The sequence below is a fragment of the [Eubacterium] eligens ATCC 27750 genome (assembly GCF_000146185.1).
GTDB classification, from domain to species: domain Bacteria; phylum Bacillota; class Clostridia; order Lachnospirales; family Lachnospiraceae; genus Lachnospira; species Lachnospira eligens.
Window position 1 is genome coordinate 352,008 of record NC_012780.1, and the last position, 15,376, is coordinate 367,383.

Sequence of the window (15,376 nt, forward strand, 5' to 3'; positions counted from 1 at the left end):
CACAGTTCTCCTTCCAATTACTTAGGCATTACGACAAATGCTGTTGGCAGCTTCCATGATGAATTCTGATAATAAAATGTTACACTTGTCATCTCATAGCCACCGTTATATACCATTGTTGAAGAACTTCCGCCATCAAGGTTGGCTGCATTGACTGCTCCATATTCCTGCATGACTGATATCAGGTCTGACGCAGTTGCACCAAGATGTCCTGAAGCACCTCTTCCATCTGTAACTAAAAGAAGTATTGCACCGTCAACTCTCTGTCCGATTGCTGTTCTTGGGTTAGCCCCGCTTCCCTGACCTTTCAATACTCTTGCTTCATTGTTAATAATAAGCGGAACAAAATGATTATTAGAATCAGAGCTTTCCTCCTGGAAAGCAACAGCATCCCTGATCCCGGCTTCATTTACATAGCTTTCAAAATCTGCTGCCGACATACCATCTATATCTTTAACAACTAAAAGGTTGTCCTTATTAAGTCCGATTAGGTAAAGACCGGAAAGTGCTGAAGGACTGTTATATGTAATCTTACCGTCCTGCACTACAATTCCAAGTGGTGAGCCGCCTCTGTTTCCTGATGAAACATACAGACCACCGTTAACTCCTGCAATAGCTCCTGCTCCGCTTACAATCTCATGAAGCTCCTTACCGTAATCTCCCCATGGGTATGTAGTTCCGACCTTAACCTGTGACGGATCTTTTATAATCAGCATTTTTCCAAAGAATGACCTTCCTGAAATCTCAACCATTCTTATTCCATTCCCGTCAAACTGCTCTACCTCTCCTTTATTGTCAACCGTCTGTGTATCTGTGTCTGTTGATATATTAATGAGAGATGTATCAATATCTGAATCCATTGACTCCATCTTATTAGCATTAATTACCTCATTAATCTGCGCATCTGTACAGAACCACGAAGCCAGAAACTTCATCTGACCTGATTCAAGAACTGTTGATATAAAAAGATTTCTGGCTGCAGGTGCTGAATCGCTGCATATTCTCTTAATCATAATGAATAAAGTTCCCACCAGCATTACTATAGTAACAAGTACCACCAGTAATACTCTGCCTATAATTCTGGCAATTTTCTTTCCCATAATTTTCTCCCTATTCTGTGTTATATATTATTCCAGCCTCATTGCATTAGATATCACTGAACCTGAAATACTGAAAATATTAATTATTATATCACTAATATGGCAGTGTTTGCCATATATAATTTGAAATACTCATTGCTGTCACTTTTTCTTATCTATTCTCATCGCTGTCCGCACGGACAGCTCATATGCCAGAACTGCGTTCTGGCATTGTCACGACGCTCCTCGAATATACAAGAAGAAGTCCCAGCCCATGCAAGCATGGCTGTCACTTCTTCTTGTACATTCTCATCGCTATCCGCGCAAAAAAAGAGCGACGGCAGATTAGCTCTGCCATCGCTCTCTTTAAAAATATGAGGGAGAAAAAATGTTTTCTTTACTCCATCATAATACAACATACTTTGTAATATGTTAATATATATTATATAAAGCATTTCTAAAAAAAGTATAAAATACCATTCTTCTTATTCTGGTCGTCCAAGATAAAATCCCTGCACTAAATCAATACCATTATCCCTTAAGAATTCATACTCTTCCCTAGATTCAATGCCTTCAGCAAGCACCTTAATGCCTCTCTTATGGAAGCTGTCTCTATAATAAAAATAATACTCCTGCTTATCAACATCATTCTCAATATCTGTTATAAGGCTTCTGTCAAGCTTAACGATATGCGGTGCAAATATATCCACTGCCATCATATTATTATTTCCTGTTCCAAAATCATCAAGTGCAATATTAAAACGGCTTCTGTTAATATTATTTTTCTTGGACTGCCATTTATCAATGTCAAGAGCTGTATATTCAAGAATTTCAATTATACCTTTATCACCAAGAACATCGGAATAAAATTCATCAAAAACAGCCTGTTCCTCTGCAGTGAATGATTCCGCAGGAAATGAATTAATTGCTATATATGAATGATATCCTCGCTTTGCATAACACTGTACCGCCCCAAATATGGTTGCAACCTCAAGTGTATGCAAATCATTCTTTGCCCTGAACTCTTCAATTAAATCCATAACCAAAATATTCTTAGGTCTCATTAAAGCCTCATATGCATATATATCCTTGCCATTCGGATAAAATATAGGTTGAAATGCATAACTTATTTCCAGCTTTGCAAGCTTGTCTTTAATCTCTTCATCTAGCGGAAAAATGCTGTAGTCTACCATACTTTTGTCAATACCCTCTCACATTATTTACAAATCACATAAACAGATTTTACCGCTTTATTACATTCTTTGCAACTGTTATATTCATTCACAATCAATCATAAATAATCATCATAAAGGTGTAAGTTCTGACATTTTACTGCATGCAATTCTGAAGTTTTCTATCTTCATATCAGAATAGCTGATAACAAAGCTGTGGCTGTATTCATCAGTATTATTATGATAGTACTCAGATAACGCATTTATATGGATGCCTTCTGCCTCAAGTTTTCTTTTTACCTCATTATCAGAAAGTAATGTATTAAGTTCAAGAATAAAATGCAGTCCTGAATCAGCCTCTCTTACTCTTCCAACACATTTGAACGGCTCCTCTTTAAGTACCGAAAGAACAGCCTCTCTCTGTTTCGTATAATACAGCCTCATTCTGTTTAAATGTTTCTCAAAATATCCTTCTTCTATGAATGCAGCAAGTGCATACTGCTCGAAATTAGATACAGTACATGCATAAAAATCAAGTTTTTCCTGATATGTTGCTGCAAGGTGTGGTGGCAGAACCATATAACTGATTCGGATTGTCGGTGTCAGTGTTCTTGAAAATGTATTCATATATATAACCTTTTCGCTTATATCTATGCTTTTCATAGTCGGAATTGTCTTTCCTGTCATACGGAATTCTGAATCATAATCATCTTCTATTATATATCTGTCCGGCTTTTCATTAGCCCATGCAAGCAGTTCAAATCGCCGGCTTACCGGCATTGTTATACCTGTCGGATAATGATGTGTAGGACTTATATGAACAATATCTGCCATACATTCTCTTACCGCTTCCGGTTTCATTCCTTCATCATCCATACCGGCATAACAGAATTTAACATTATTACTTGCATATATCCTGGCAATCTTAGAATATCCCGGATCTTCAACACAATACACTTTATCTCTTCCCAAAAGCTGTATAAGAAGACTATACATATATTCCGTTCCGGCGCCAATGATTATCTGTCCGGGTGTTACTTTCATATCACGAAATGAAGCCAGATGCATAGCAATCGCTTTTCTTAACTCCCATGTTCCTTCTCCCGGAGAAATTTTCATAAGATCATCCTGCCTGTCTGTTATAACACGTCTCATAAGCTTAGCCCATGTTGCAAATGGAAAGCTTCCAGGATCTGTCCTGTTTGATGATAAATCTGATTTATATCCAGTCTTCTTCTTTGCGGTTATTTCAGGAACTTCATATTTTACCGGCTTTATCCTTGCAACACCTGAAATATCTGATACATAATAGCCCTTCTTTGGAACAGAATATATATATCCTTCACTCATAAGCTGTCCATATGAATTCTCTACTGTTATGGTGCTTATTCCAAGATTGACAGCAAGCGTTCTCTTTGAAGGAAGATGTTCACCCTTAACAAGTCTGCCTTCTATTATATCTTTTTTGATACATTTGTATAAATATTCATATATTGATTCTTTTCCAATGTTTTCAAACGAGTATGTCAACATAATCTGACCTTATTTCTTTTTCAGAAATCTCCTTTTATATTAATGTCAGTTATTATAACATGCCTGATGAAATGTAGCAAATATTCTACAAATATTATATATATTTCTTATCTTTTCTGTTACACAAGATATAGAATACCACATTTAATACAATTCCAAAAATAGTTGCTACAGGAGCAGCCATACCAATCTTAGTAAGGCTCGCATCAGGCTGTATACTCATATAATACGCAAATGGCAGACGGACAAGCAGTGTCTGTGTAAGGCCCTGAATCATTACCCATACCGTCTTGTCATGACCATTAAAATATCCAATCATACTGAATAATATCGCAGTAACAATCGTCTCTAATGCAAATCCCTTAAGGTAATCATATCCATTCTGGATAACAGCCTCATCAGTTGTAAATATTGCTGTGAGAAGGTCACCCTTAAACATCACAAACAGGAATACTATACAGCCTATCACAAGTCCAACACCAATACCGGCAAACATCGTCTTCTTTGCTCTCTTTTCATTGCCTGCACCGACATTCTGTGAAACAAATGACGCCATTGACTGCATAAGTGAGCTTGGTATGAGCATTGCAAAATTAACTATTTTACATGCAACACCATATCCTGACGATGCCTGTAATCCCAGTCTGTTAACGAATGCGCATAAAGCAAGGAATGAAATCTGTGTAAGAAATTCCTGTAATGCAAGTGGAAGTCCGACCTTTAATGCTCTCCTGCAATGCCTGTTAATTGAGAAATCTTTCTTAGTTATCTTAAACGGAAGTTTTCTCTTAAAAAGTAATACAAGTGCAAATACAACACTTACCGCCTGTGCTGCGACTGTCGCAATAGCAGCTCCGGCAGCATTCATGTTAAACCCTGCAACAAGAACAAGATCCCCCACAATATTAATAACACATGCAACTGCAACGAATATAAGAGGTGATTTGCTGTCTCCAAGTCCCCTGAATATTGCTGAAAGAAGATTATATGCAACTATAAAGAATATTCCTGAGCCACATATTTTTACATATACAGATGTAAGACCTACTGCTTCTTTCGGTGCCTGCATTATAACTGCAATCTGTCTTGAAAAAATAATCATAACAACGAAAAGCACCACTGAAATCATTGTAAACACAACAATAGCTCCGCCTATCAGAGCGCCTATCTGCTCCGGTCTTTTCTCACCAATATATCTTGCAATAAGCACTGTAACCCCCATTGCAAACTGTGTTATAACAAATGTAACTAAATTAAGTACCTGGCTTCCTGTCGATACTGCTGAAAGGCCTTCAGTAGTTCCAAATCTTCCAACAACAAGCAAGTCAACTGCACCATATGCTGCCTGTAATATTAACGCCCCAAGTATTGGCATCATAAAAGGAATCAGCTTCCCTAATATTCTTCCCTGTGTAAAATCTGATTTTGAATTATTCAATGTCAACTTTCCTTTCGCTCATCACCTTGTAGAATTTTTTAATAGTTTCGATCATAGAATCAGCCTCTTCATCACTAATATCCGTAAGATATTTGCTAAGCCGGCTGTAATAGTCAGCATCATATTTCTTAGACAACTCTTCGCCCTTATCTGTAACCGTAATATAAGTTATCCTTGCATCTTCCTGTGAAGTAGTCTTCTTAAGATATCCCTTAGCTTCCATTTCCTTGACAGTACGGGTAACACCTGGTCTTGGCAGATTAAGCCAGTCACTGATGTCCGAAACCTTGACACAGTCATTTCTCTCTAACAGATGATGAATCACATCAATATACTGGATATAAGCAGGTGCAACCCCATCTGGCAGCTCCGGCAGCAGTTCCCTAATCCTTTTAGCCAGGTAACAGGCATCCAGCATTCTCTTAATCTTGTCTGGTTTCATAATACATTCGTCTCCTTAAGCTATATAATTATAGAATTGATTATCTTTGTTAATTATCATAGGTAATTATATATGCATATTCTTGTGGCGTCAACATGATTTCTATATAGAGATTCCTGCTTATCATTGTGAAATAAGCTTAATTTTGCTTATAACCTCTTGGTTTATGCCTCTTTTATTTTCATGCGGATTCTTTTATGTGATTTTTATTTTCGTATAGATTTATTCATGTGGAATTGCCGTTCCTATATATATCATTTTTCATAAGCATATATAGGTACTTTTTCACTCATTCCAATAATTTCCAACAAAAAAACACCTATAAATCCGCCGATAATACGACTACCTATAGGTATCACATCAAGGAAGCGATGTTCCCCGAAGGGGAACAAGCCCACACTCAGGCAGGCCTGTTTTATGGTGTGTTGCAGCTTCAGACCGTTGGAAGTGCGCCGGCACTTAGTGAACGCACTCCCGAAGGGAGCAGTGAACTTAGTACCGCTGCGCACTTCCACGAGCGGGAGCGTGTCTGAAGTGCAATACACCATAAAACCCTTACTCTACATTTTTCAAAGCATCCGTCTTAGGAATCTTAGAAATCTTCACAAGCTGAAGCACAGCAACAACTGCATAGCACACAATTCCAAGAATAACCATCTCAACAAAACAGCTTCTTCTTACCATATAAGGAATATATCCAGTCATCGAAGTGTACAGATATGATGAAAATGCCCATTTAAGCAAAGCATTTACTATAGGTACAGAAACAACCAGTGATATAACTACCATAATCGAAGTTGCAACTATATACAGTCCGCCAATCTCTCCATTCTTAAAGCCAAGAATCTTAGTCATAGAAATTGACTGTGCATTCTTTTCAATAATCTGTTTAGATAACAGATACATAAGAAGCACGAACATTATAATTCCAAAATACTTCAGTATATACATCATCTCGCCCATTGAAACCTTCATCTGGTTAGACACTTTGATAAGGTCTTCATATGTAACTATTGAAGCAACATATTTATCATCAATATCTGTGAGCTTCTTGTCTGTGAAGTATCCAGTGAAGTAATCATCAGCCTTGTCAAATGTATCAATAAAGTTTTTTCTTGTCATGAATACTGCAAGTGCAGCGTCATATTTATAGCTTCCTGCAATTGTGAATTCGTACTCTTCATCGGAATAAGGATCCTTCAATTTAAATGTATCACCTTTTTTAAGTCCGTATTTGACCATTACACCATTAGATACAAGTATCTCATCATCCTTGATATCCACATCAACATACCTGCTGTTATCCTGAATACCATATATCATAATATCATCTGTCATGTATTTTTCATCAGTTGTATCAAGCGATGTCACACAGTACTTTTCTGCACCAGAAACATCAGTTTCCGCCTGACTTTTTAACACATACTGATAATCACATATCTGTGACTTCTTAACAACATCAGCATAATCATCAATAAGCGGTTCAAACATGATGCTGAATACAACAAGTGCACCTGCAATCAGTATTCCTAAGAACAATGTCAGATAATTAGGTATATTCTGGAACATTATCCTTAATCTGAATCTTGTCATGAAAGGAAGCTTGTGGCTTAACTTTATAAGCTTCTTTCTCTTTCTGTTAGTAAGCTCATGTCTTAAGAATTTAAGAGGAGAAAGCCGGAGCTTCTTTTCAAGCACAATAAGATTAACAACAAAAATAATAATAATTGGAACAACTGTCGTATCAACAAATGCTTCTGCATTAAGCAGTGTCGTGTAAGTACACAGGCTGTAGCTGTTATAATATACATTTACAAAAAACTTTTCCAGAAGAGTGTAGCCAAGTATATTACCAACAACAGCAGCAACCAGTGTTACAACAACAGGAAGGACCATGTAATGTCTTACAATCTCACTTCTCTTATAACCTGATGCGCGAAGAGTTCCGATAACCCCTGCCTCCTGACTGATTGTGTTAGATGTTGTAACAGCGAATACAAATGCAATTACAACCACTACAATATAGTCAAAAAGCATAATTGTTGCCTTATCTGACCCCATATCATCTCCTGTAAAATTAATAGCCTTGTTAGTGTATCTTGGAAGATAATCAGAAACACTGATAATATCCGTATTACCACTCATTATAAGCTTTGTATCATATTCTTTGATAATATCGCCAAGATTTTCAAGAAAATCTTCAGAAGCCTCTTTTTCAGCCTTATCTCCTGTAACCTCTTTGTTATATTTCCATGCATAATTATATTTGACATGATTACTTGAAACATTTTCAAAGCCCTTATCAGTCATAACAGCAATAGAAAAATTAGTTGCGTCAAACATCATATCTGAATTATTTTCGAAAAGGCAGCTGTAATCAGGAACTGCAACAAAACCGGTAACCTTTAATTCCTTTCCTGCGAGCTTAATTGTGTCGCCTATCTTAATCTTCGCATTCTGTGCATACATACGGTCAAGTGCTATTTCATTATCGGCAGCAGGCATTTCGCCTTCCATAACGCACTCAAGATTAACCTCTGTCCTGTCTTTATACACTCTGATTGTATCACCGCTGTCAGCCTCATCTTCCTCAAAATATCTTAAGTCGTAAAGCTTGCTGTCAGTCTTATTCTCAATATCTTTTATAAGAGAACCGTCAGGCTCTTTATCTAATGCAAAATGTCCATCTTCAAGATTATATTTTTCAAAGCCCTCATCATATGAGTGCTTAACACTGTTGTCTGCTACAAGGAATCCGCTTACTAACGAAATCATCATAACCATAAATAAGAATATAACAAGATATTTACCAAAGTCATGCTTTAATTCTCTTGGCAGACGCTTATTTAAAGGATTTCTCATACTTAACTCCTCTCTTACCATTCAAGGTCTGCTGCTGCAATCTTATTATCATTAACATAGTTCTTACGGATTCTGCCATCTCTTAATGTAATAACCCTATCTGCCATATTTTTTATAGCGTCATTATGTGTAACTATTATTATAGTATTACCGTACTTCTTATTAACGTCTTCAATAAGCTTTAATATATCCTTAGATGTGTTGTAATCAAGTGCTCCTGTAGGCTCATCACACAACAGGATATCCGGATTTTTTATAATAGCTCTTCCAATTGAAGTTCTCTGCTGCTGACCGCCTGATAACTGGTTAGGCTTCTTATCAGCGTGATCTGAAAGTCCTAATGTATTAAGAATCTCATCTGTATCAAGTGCCTTGTCACTTAAGTAAGCACCAACCTCAATATTCTCTCTTACAGTAAGGTTAGGTATAAGATTATACATCTGAAAAACATATCCGAGATGCTTTCTTCTGTACTGTGTAAGACGCTTCTCATTCATATCAGCTGTCTTTTCGCCATCTATTGATATGTAACCTTCGTCTGCATCATCAATACCACCAATTATATTAAGCAGTGTTGACTTACCAGAACCTGATGGACCAAGTAATACAACGATTTCCCCTTTATTAACTTCTATGTCAATACCATTCAGTACTTCCACCCGGCTCTCGCCTTCTCCATAATGCTTTTTGATTCCCTTAATCTCTAAAAACATATATACCTCCTTCGTGTACGCCCTCTTATATTATTATATGAACACTTGTTCATATATTCATTATATTAGCACTTATTAATTTTGTGTCAATATATAAAAATTCATCATTAACAGGCACAAAAAAAGTAAGCATTGGTTAGAATGCCCTAACCACGCTTACTTTATCACATTTTACTATATAATTCACCACTTCTTATTGATAAAAGTTATCAATAGTTTCGCAGCATTTTATTTATCTTTATCAGTCAGCTCATCAATAAGCCTTATTGATTCCATAATCATACTGTCACAATGTGCCTTTTTTTCGCCACCCTTTAAAGCATTATCTCTTAAAAGGTCTGCACAGTTAGTCATTCCATCGTGATTATCCCTGATAGTTCTCTGAAATGTACCAACAGCAGCCGGACTGCTTACTCCTAATGCTCCAAGCACCATAAGTCCTCCGGTAATTGCGCCACATGTACCACCACATTTCATACCACCGCCGAAATTACATCCAAGGCATTCTGCCTGTGTCTCACTCAATCCCAGATCATCAGCATAAGCCATCATAATAGTTTCTGCACAGTTATAACATTTTTCAGGTGAACGGAGTTCTTTAGCTTTTTCTATATGTCTGTTCATATCTTATCCTCATCTTTCTGAATTATATCCGTTACTGTTCCATAAATGCGAACTTCTTCTTTCTTACCCTGATAAAGAAGAATACACTTAACGCGACTGAAGCAAGCTCTGCAATAGGCCATGCCCACCATACAAGATTAACATTCCCTGTTTTCGAAAAAATATAAGCACATGGCACAAGGAATATAATCTGTCTTACAAATGATACAAGCATGCTGTATATGCTGCTTCCAAGTGCCTGAAAGAACGAACTGCATATAATACATATTCCTGCAAATATAAAACTTATTGATATAGTCCTTAAAGCAGGAACTCCCATTCGTATCATATCTGACGATGCACTGAATATTGACAGCATTGGAACCGGGAATATCTGAACTGCAATCATAAAAAGTATCATTATTATCTCTGCATACATTACTGCAAGCTTAAGTGTCTGTATAACTCTGTCTTCTCTCTTGGCCCCATAATTAAAAGCTATTATAGGAACCATTCCACTGTTCATACCAAATATTGGCATAAATGCAAAGCTCTGCAACTTAAAATACACACCAAATACAGCAACCGCTGTTGATGTGAATACAACCAGAATCTTATTCATGCAGAATGTCATAACAGAACCAATTGCCATCATAATAACTGATGGAATTCCTATGAACAAGATATTGCAAATTCTTTTTCCTGATGGTCTGAATCCCTTAAAAGTAATATGTATCTCTTTATTAACCTTAATATTAAATATCACTGCCATAACGGCTGCAACAATCTGGCCCGCAACCGTAGCTACTGCTGCACCTACAATACCAAGCTTTGGTGCACCAAACAGACCAAATATAAGTATCGGGTCAACAATAATATTAATTATTGCACCTGTACCCTGTGTAATCATGCTGTAAAATGTTCTTCCTGTAGCCTGTAATAACCTCTCAAATATCATCTGGAACAGACAACCAAAGCTGACTATAAGAATAACTGAAAGATAATCATAACCATAGTCAGCTATCACTTCATTAGCACCCTGAATAACAAAAAACTCTCTGGCAAAGAAAAGCCCTATGGCAAGAAATATTATATAGCTGCAAGCCGTTATGAATATACCCTGCACAGCCATCTTATCAGCTTCTTCATGCCTTCCTTCTCCTAATGCCCTTGAAAGCAGCGCATTAGTACCTACACCCACGCCACCTGCAACACCAATCATAAGATTCTGCATTGGAAATGCCATTGAAACCGCTGTAAGCGCTTCCTCACTTATTCTTGCAACAAATATACTGTCAACAATATTATACAGTGCCTGTACAAGCATTGATATCATCATTGGCAGAGCCATATTAATAAGCAGCTTATTAACAGGCATTGTACCCATTTTATTTTCTTTCATTGTATTACTCATAAAATTCTTCCCCCTTATTCTCCTCGTCAAAATATTCGTATTCTTTCATATTATCTTTGGTTTTATTCTGCTCGTCAATAGCATTGCCAAGCCCCTTTAATGCTGAGAAAGGAAGGAATATCTTAGCCCTGCTTTCCATATCCATTCTTGGTCTTTTACTCGGCACCGGCCATTTCATATTGATTATATCATCATATTTTCCCATAAGCTATGCCCTGTGACCTCCTATCTGCCCGTTCCTTTCAATTGCAGTCGCTTTGCTCTGCAGATTATTAGCTTTCATCACCGCATTCTTACCGTATTTTTTCTTAATATCAAGCATTGCATGCTGCATCTTCTTTTCGCGTTCAAGCTGTGTCTGGTCTGTAAACATGTCAAACTGTTGAAAACCATCATTAGTAAGATTGGCAACTGTAAGATTTAACTTTCGGATATACAGCTTTCTGTCAGTATATTTGTCATATATATCAAGAAAAGCTTCTCTTAACTGTTTTGATGAAGATGTACATGTCGTAAGTGAAACAGATTTATTAAGTCCTTGTGGAACTTCCCTTCCATATCTGTCTACATGGATTTCACCCTTGTAAGTTCCTTTATCAACATTTACCCTGTCATAAGTTACATTTAACGCAATCGAATCGGTCACAAAACCTTTATCAACTAAATCCAATGCAAGCTCATCTGCCATCTCTCCAACTACAATTCTTGCGTCTTCAAATGTATATGGCTCTTTTAACACCTGTCCTGAACACAGGCTGCTCGCCTTGGGCTTATATTTCTTAATATCTGCAATTGTACACGGTTCATATCCCCATGCGTGGTCTATAAGAATCTCTGCGTCTACACCAAACTGCTTATACAGCCAGTCCTCATCTTCAAGGGACATTCTCGCAATATCACCCATAGTCTTTATCCCATGTTTTTCAAGCTGTCTTGATATTCCTGGTCCAACCCTCCAGAAGTCAGTAAGAGGTGTATGACCCCATAACATTTTTCTGTAATCATTAACACTTAATTCTGCGATACGCACGCCCTTGCTGTCTGCCTGTATATGCTTTGCAACTATATCCATTGCTATCTTGCACAGATACAGATTAGGTGCAATTCCTGCCGTAGCCGTTATCCCTGTCGTATCATACACATCCTCTATAACTTTTGCGGTAAGCTGTCTTGCTGTCATATTATACAGCTTCATATAATCCGTTGCATCAATAAATACTTCATCAATACTGTATACAGTTATGTCATCCTTGCTGAAATATTTAAGGTATATAGAATATATCTTTGATGAATATTCTATATAAAGCCCCATTCTTGGAACTGCTACTATATATTCAAGCTTTTTTCCTGTGCGTTTCTCTATTTCTTTTGCCTTCTGTTCTACCTCAAAAAGCCTGCTTCGTCCGGAAAGTCCATATTTCTTAAGAGAAGGAGTAACTGCAAGACATATTGTTTTGGCTGTTCTTGATTCATCAGCTACAACGAGATTAGTGGTAAGCGGGTCTGATTCTCTTTCAACACACTCAACACTTGCATAGAATGATTTAAGATCAATTGCAATATACACTCTTTCCATTACATCCTCCTATACTTAATCCTAGAAAAAGACACACCAGCATATACCAGTGTGTCTTGTAGTTTCATAATAATTCTAGCCAATTTTCATTGCAATATTCATTTCCATGAATACTTCCGAATCATCTGTAAGTAATGGTATTGCAATGTTCTTGGCATACATCGTATCTATCTTTCCAGTTCCCCGTCCAACAGTTGGAGGAGTAATATCAATGCCTATATTTCTAACTGAGAATACTGTTGCAGCATTACCCATTATCATATTACCAAGCTCGCTTATTGCACTTATAGCCATATCGTCTAATTCCGGAACAGGCATGCCCATCATCATACGCGAAGCAATCTCACACGCTTTCTTTTCATCTATGGATAATACAACCTGACCTCTCATCTCTCCGGTTACACCTATAAGGATTACCACCGTACCCTCTGTCAGTTCAACCATTTTGGCATATGGCTTTCCTATTTTTAATTCCACCTGACAGGCGTCTTTAACTATTGCAATCGCAGCCTCTAAAAATGGATTAATATAATTAACATTCATATCTGCCATAGAACTTCCTCCTTCGCCACATGCCCTGCTATATCTAATCAGCTATTATCTTTTTCATAATATCAAGTGGAACATAATAACTCACACCTAATGGATTAATAACTATTCCTGATGCACCAATCTCCGTCACTGACTTCAACAGTTCCATATATGTATATAACATATTCTCATGTTTATCAAAATAGCATTTATCAAGCTCTATACCATCTGTAAATACAGGAAGTGCCAATACCTGCTCGCCTTCTTTATGCTCTACCTTATCAGTTATATCCACATAAGGATGTGCAATCGAAACAGAATCATCTGTTTCTTCCTTAGTACAAGGAACCATAAAATCTGCATTGCGAAGTGCTACCTTTAAATCTGTCTCTTTAGATGCAAGAACTGGTGAATTATCATCAACTTTATCTTTTCTGAATTCCTGAAAGAAAGAAATAAGTGCATTCTGTAATGCAGGGTTAGTAACATATTCATCCTTAAAGAACATATCATATGTTGCAATTTCTTCTCTTGATATAGTAAGCATATTGTCCCTGCCATCTATAAATCTGATATTCTTAATACCATTTCTGTACATATGTCCAACTTCAGACATAATACCCTGACCATCTTCTATGCCAAATGAAATACTGAAGCCATATTTTTTAAGTCTTTCTTCAACTTTAAGATGATTAGCATAATCATAAAGTACAACAATATCATTATCTACAACATATGGATAGCCTGTATTATCGCAGTATATAGTCCATAAATGTTCTGCATTCATAAGCTTTTCAATAACAATTTTACGGTAAATGTCGTTAAGCCAGCTAAAGTAACCAGCATCATTAACATTCTTCTTTTCTTCCGCTTCATTAATTAATGCAGGAATAATTTTTGTAAGTACTTCAACACTGTCAGATAAAGCAAGGTTCTTAATATATTCACAGCCCTTATCCTCATCTTTAAAAATATGTCTTGTAATATCCTGTGCCTTTGTTGAATCCATTATATTCTCCAATCTTTTACTAGCTAAATCTTATACTGACAGAATACCACAATATTGATATTCTTTCAATAAATGATGTTTTAATCTGCCTTAATCAAAGCATTTTTTATAGAATCAGAATCGCTATTTTTATTCAGTAAAAACATAAGCATTAAACGTGACTTATATGGTTCTAAATCTGTATAATAAATATTATCCGCTGAGTTGTCTTTAATCTTGGTATCTAAAACATCTTTACTGCATGTGATAACCACCGGTGCAATATTCTTCTGTGATATAATTTCATAAGTTTCACTTGATATATCAGCACCAGCTGTTGATGGTATTATTACCATTCCATTGCTGATATAAATTTTCTTGGATAATTCATCCATGTTAGCACCTATATAATCATAGAAAATATCTACATCAGGCAATGTTTTTACAGAAGAAACATCAAATACATCAGATACATTTTTGTTAACCATACAATCCTGTGGCAGTGATTCTGCCTCTCCATTAATATATGACTTAACCTGTGATATAAGTGCTGCCTGCTTTGTATCATCATTAAGATTCTTAATTATAATCAACGGCTTTTTATCCTCAACAGTCAATGATATAAAATATGAAATATAATCAATATACTGTTCTTCTCCAATAAGTATTATTCCCTTTGTCTTATCGTCGTCTATATTTTCATTAATTTCTTTAACAGCCTTTAACATACCAGATACTGAATAATCTGACATCTTATCTGTACCCAATATATATATTCCATGATTTTCATTATCTTCTTCTGATAAAATCTGTTCATCAGAAGAAGTATCATTATTTCCTGTATCATTCTGTGATTCAGTCTGTTCCTGCCTTGTCTCATCCTGACTTATAACATATTTCATTGGATTACCAAACATTGAACTGCACCCTGTCAACATTAAGGATGCAATCACGAAACCTGACATTGTTATACAAAACTTTTTATTAATCATTTATTAACCTCTTGCAGAAACATTAGTAATCTG

At 36.4% G+C, this 15,376-nt stretch carries 14 protein-coding genes; all 14 read right to left on the reverse strand.

Translation table 11 applies throughout. The annotated features are described in order from the left end of the window. Nucleotides 1–17: 17 nt before the first annotated feature. The 14 genes from EUBELI_RS12160 to EUBELI_RS12230 all read right to left on the reverse strand — a co-directional run bounded on the left by EUBELI_RS12160 (nucleotide 18) and on the right by EUBELI_RS12230 (nucleotide 15,343). Nucleotides 18–1,100 carry a phosphodiester glycosidase family protein gene (locus EUBELI_RS12160; RefSeq protein WP_012740666.1) on the reverse strand — a complete coding sequence of 361 codons (1,083 nt, stop codon included), beginning with the start codon at nucleotides 1,098–1,100 and terminating at the stop codon, nucleotides 18–20. Nucleotides 1,101–1,564: 464 nt separating this feature from the next. Beyond that, nucleotides 1,565–2,272 carry an EAL domain-containing protein gene (locus tag EUBELI_RS12170; protein WP_012740668.1) on the reverse strand — a complete coding sequence of 236 codons (708 nt, stop codon included), beginning with the start codon at nucleotides 2,270–2,272 and terminating at the stop codon, nucleotides 1,565–1,567. Nucleotides 2,273–2,383: 111 nt separating this feature from the next. Next, complete coding sequence (gene pdxR, locus EUBELI_RS12175; RefSeq protein WP_012740669.1) at nucleotides 2,384–3,784, reverse strand: MocR-like pyridoxine biosynthesis transcription factor PdxR; 1,401 nt, start codon at nucleotides 3,782–3,784, stop codon at nucleotides 2,384–2,386. Nucleotides 3,785–3,878: 94 nt separating this feature from the next. Continuing rightward, nucleotides 3,879–5,222, reverse strand: a complete 1,344-nt coding sequence (locus tag EUBELI_RS12180) for an MATE family efflux transporter (RefSeq protein ID WP_012740670.1) — start codon at nucleotides 5,220–5,222, stop codon at nucleotides 3,879–3,881. Continuing rightward, nucleotides 5,215–5,664: a MarR family winged helix-turn-helix transcriptional regulator gene (locus EUBELI_RS12185; protein WP_012740671.1), complete on the reverse strand. Its 450-nt coding sequence runs from the start codon at nucleotides 5,662–5,664 to the stop codon at nucleotides 5,215–5,217. Before EUBELI_RS12185 ends, EUBELI_RS12180 begins: the two co-directional genes overlap by 8 nt. A 555-nt stretch (nucleotides 5,665–6,219) precedes the next feature. Beyond that, on the reverse strand, nucleotides 6,220–8,526 hold the full coding sequence (locus EUBELI_RS12190; protein ID WP_041689122.1) for an ABC transporter permease: 2,307 nt from the start codon (nucleotides 8,524–8,526) through the stop codon (nucleotides 6,220–6,222). Between the two features lie 14 nt (nucleotides 8,527–8,540). Then, nucleotides 8,541–9,239: an ABC transporter ATP-binding protein gene (locus EUBELI_RS12195; protein WP_012740674.1), complete on the reverse strand. Its 699-nt coding sequence runs from the start codon at nucleotides 9,237–9,239 to the stop codon at nucleotides 8,541–8,543. A gap of 228 nt (nucleotides 9,240–9,467) precedes the next feature. Then, nucleotides 9,468–9,863: a C-GCAxxG-C-C family protein gene (locus EUBELI_RS12200; protein ID WP_012740675.1), complete on the reverse strand. Its 396-nt coding sequence runs from the start codon at nucleotides 9,861–9,863 to the stop codon at nucleotides 9,468–9,470. Between the two features lie 31 nt (nucleotides 9,864–9,894). After that, complete coding sequence (locus EUBELI_RS12205) at nucleotides 9,895–11,256, reverse strand: MATE family efflux transporter (RefSeq protein WP_012740676.1); 1,362 nt, start codon at nucleotides 11,254–11,256, stop codon at nucleotides 9,895–9,897. Next, nucleotides 11,249–11,461 carry a hypothetical protein gene (locus tag EUBELI_RS12210; RefSeq protein WP_012740677.1) on the reverse strand — a complete coding sequence of 71 codons (213 nt, stop codon included), beginning with the start codon at nucleotides 11,459–11,461 and terminating at the stop codon, nucleotides 11,249–11,251. The genes EUBELI_RS12205 and EUBELI_RS12210 overlap by 8 nt, the downstream gene beginning before the upstream one ends. A 3-nt stretch (nucleotides 11,462–11,464) precedes the next feature. Further along, the gene (locus EUBELI_RS12215; RefSeq protein ID WP_012740678.1) at nucleotides 11,465–12,832 is read right to left on the reverse strand and encodes a Y-family DNA polymerase; all 1,368 of its coding nucleotides are present in this window, start codon (nucleotides 12,830–12,832) and stop codon (nucleotides 11,465–11,467) included. A 75-nt stretch (nucleotides 12,833–12,907) separates the two neighbouring features. Further along, the gene (locus EUBELI_RS12220) at nucleotides 12,908–13,384 is read right to left on the reverse strand and encodes a chemotaxis protein CheX (RefSeq protein WP_012740679.1); all 477 of its coding nucleotides are present in this window, start codon (nucleotides 13,382–13,384) and stop codon (nucleotides 12,908–12,910) included. A gap of 34 nt (nucleotides 13,385–13,418) precedes the next feature. Then, nucleotides 13,419–14,372: an SseB family protein gene (locus EUBELI_RS12225; protein ID WP_012740680.1), complete on the reverse strand. Its 954-nt coding sequence runs from the start codon at nucleotides 14,370–14,372 to the stop codon at nucleotides 13,419–13,421. Nucleotides 14,373–14,452: 80 nt separating this feature from the next. Next, nucleotides 14,453–15,343, reverse strand: coding sequence for an L-asparaginase family protein (locus tag EUBELI_RS12230; RefSeq protein ID WP_012740681.1), 891 nt, complete (start codon nucleotides 15,341–15,343; stop codon nucleotides 14,453–14,455). Between the last annotated feature and the right edge of the window lie 33 nt (nucleotides 15,344–15,376).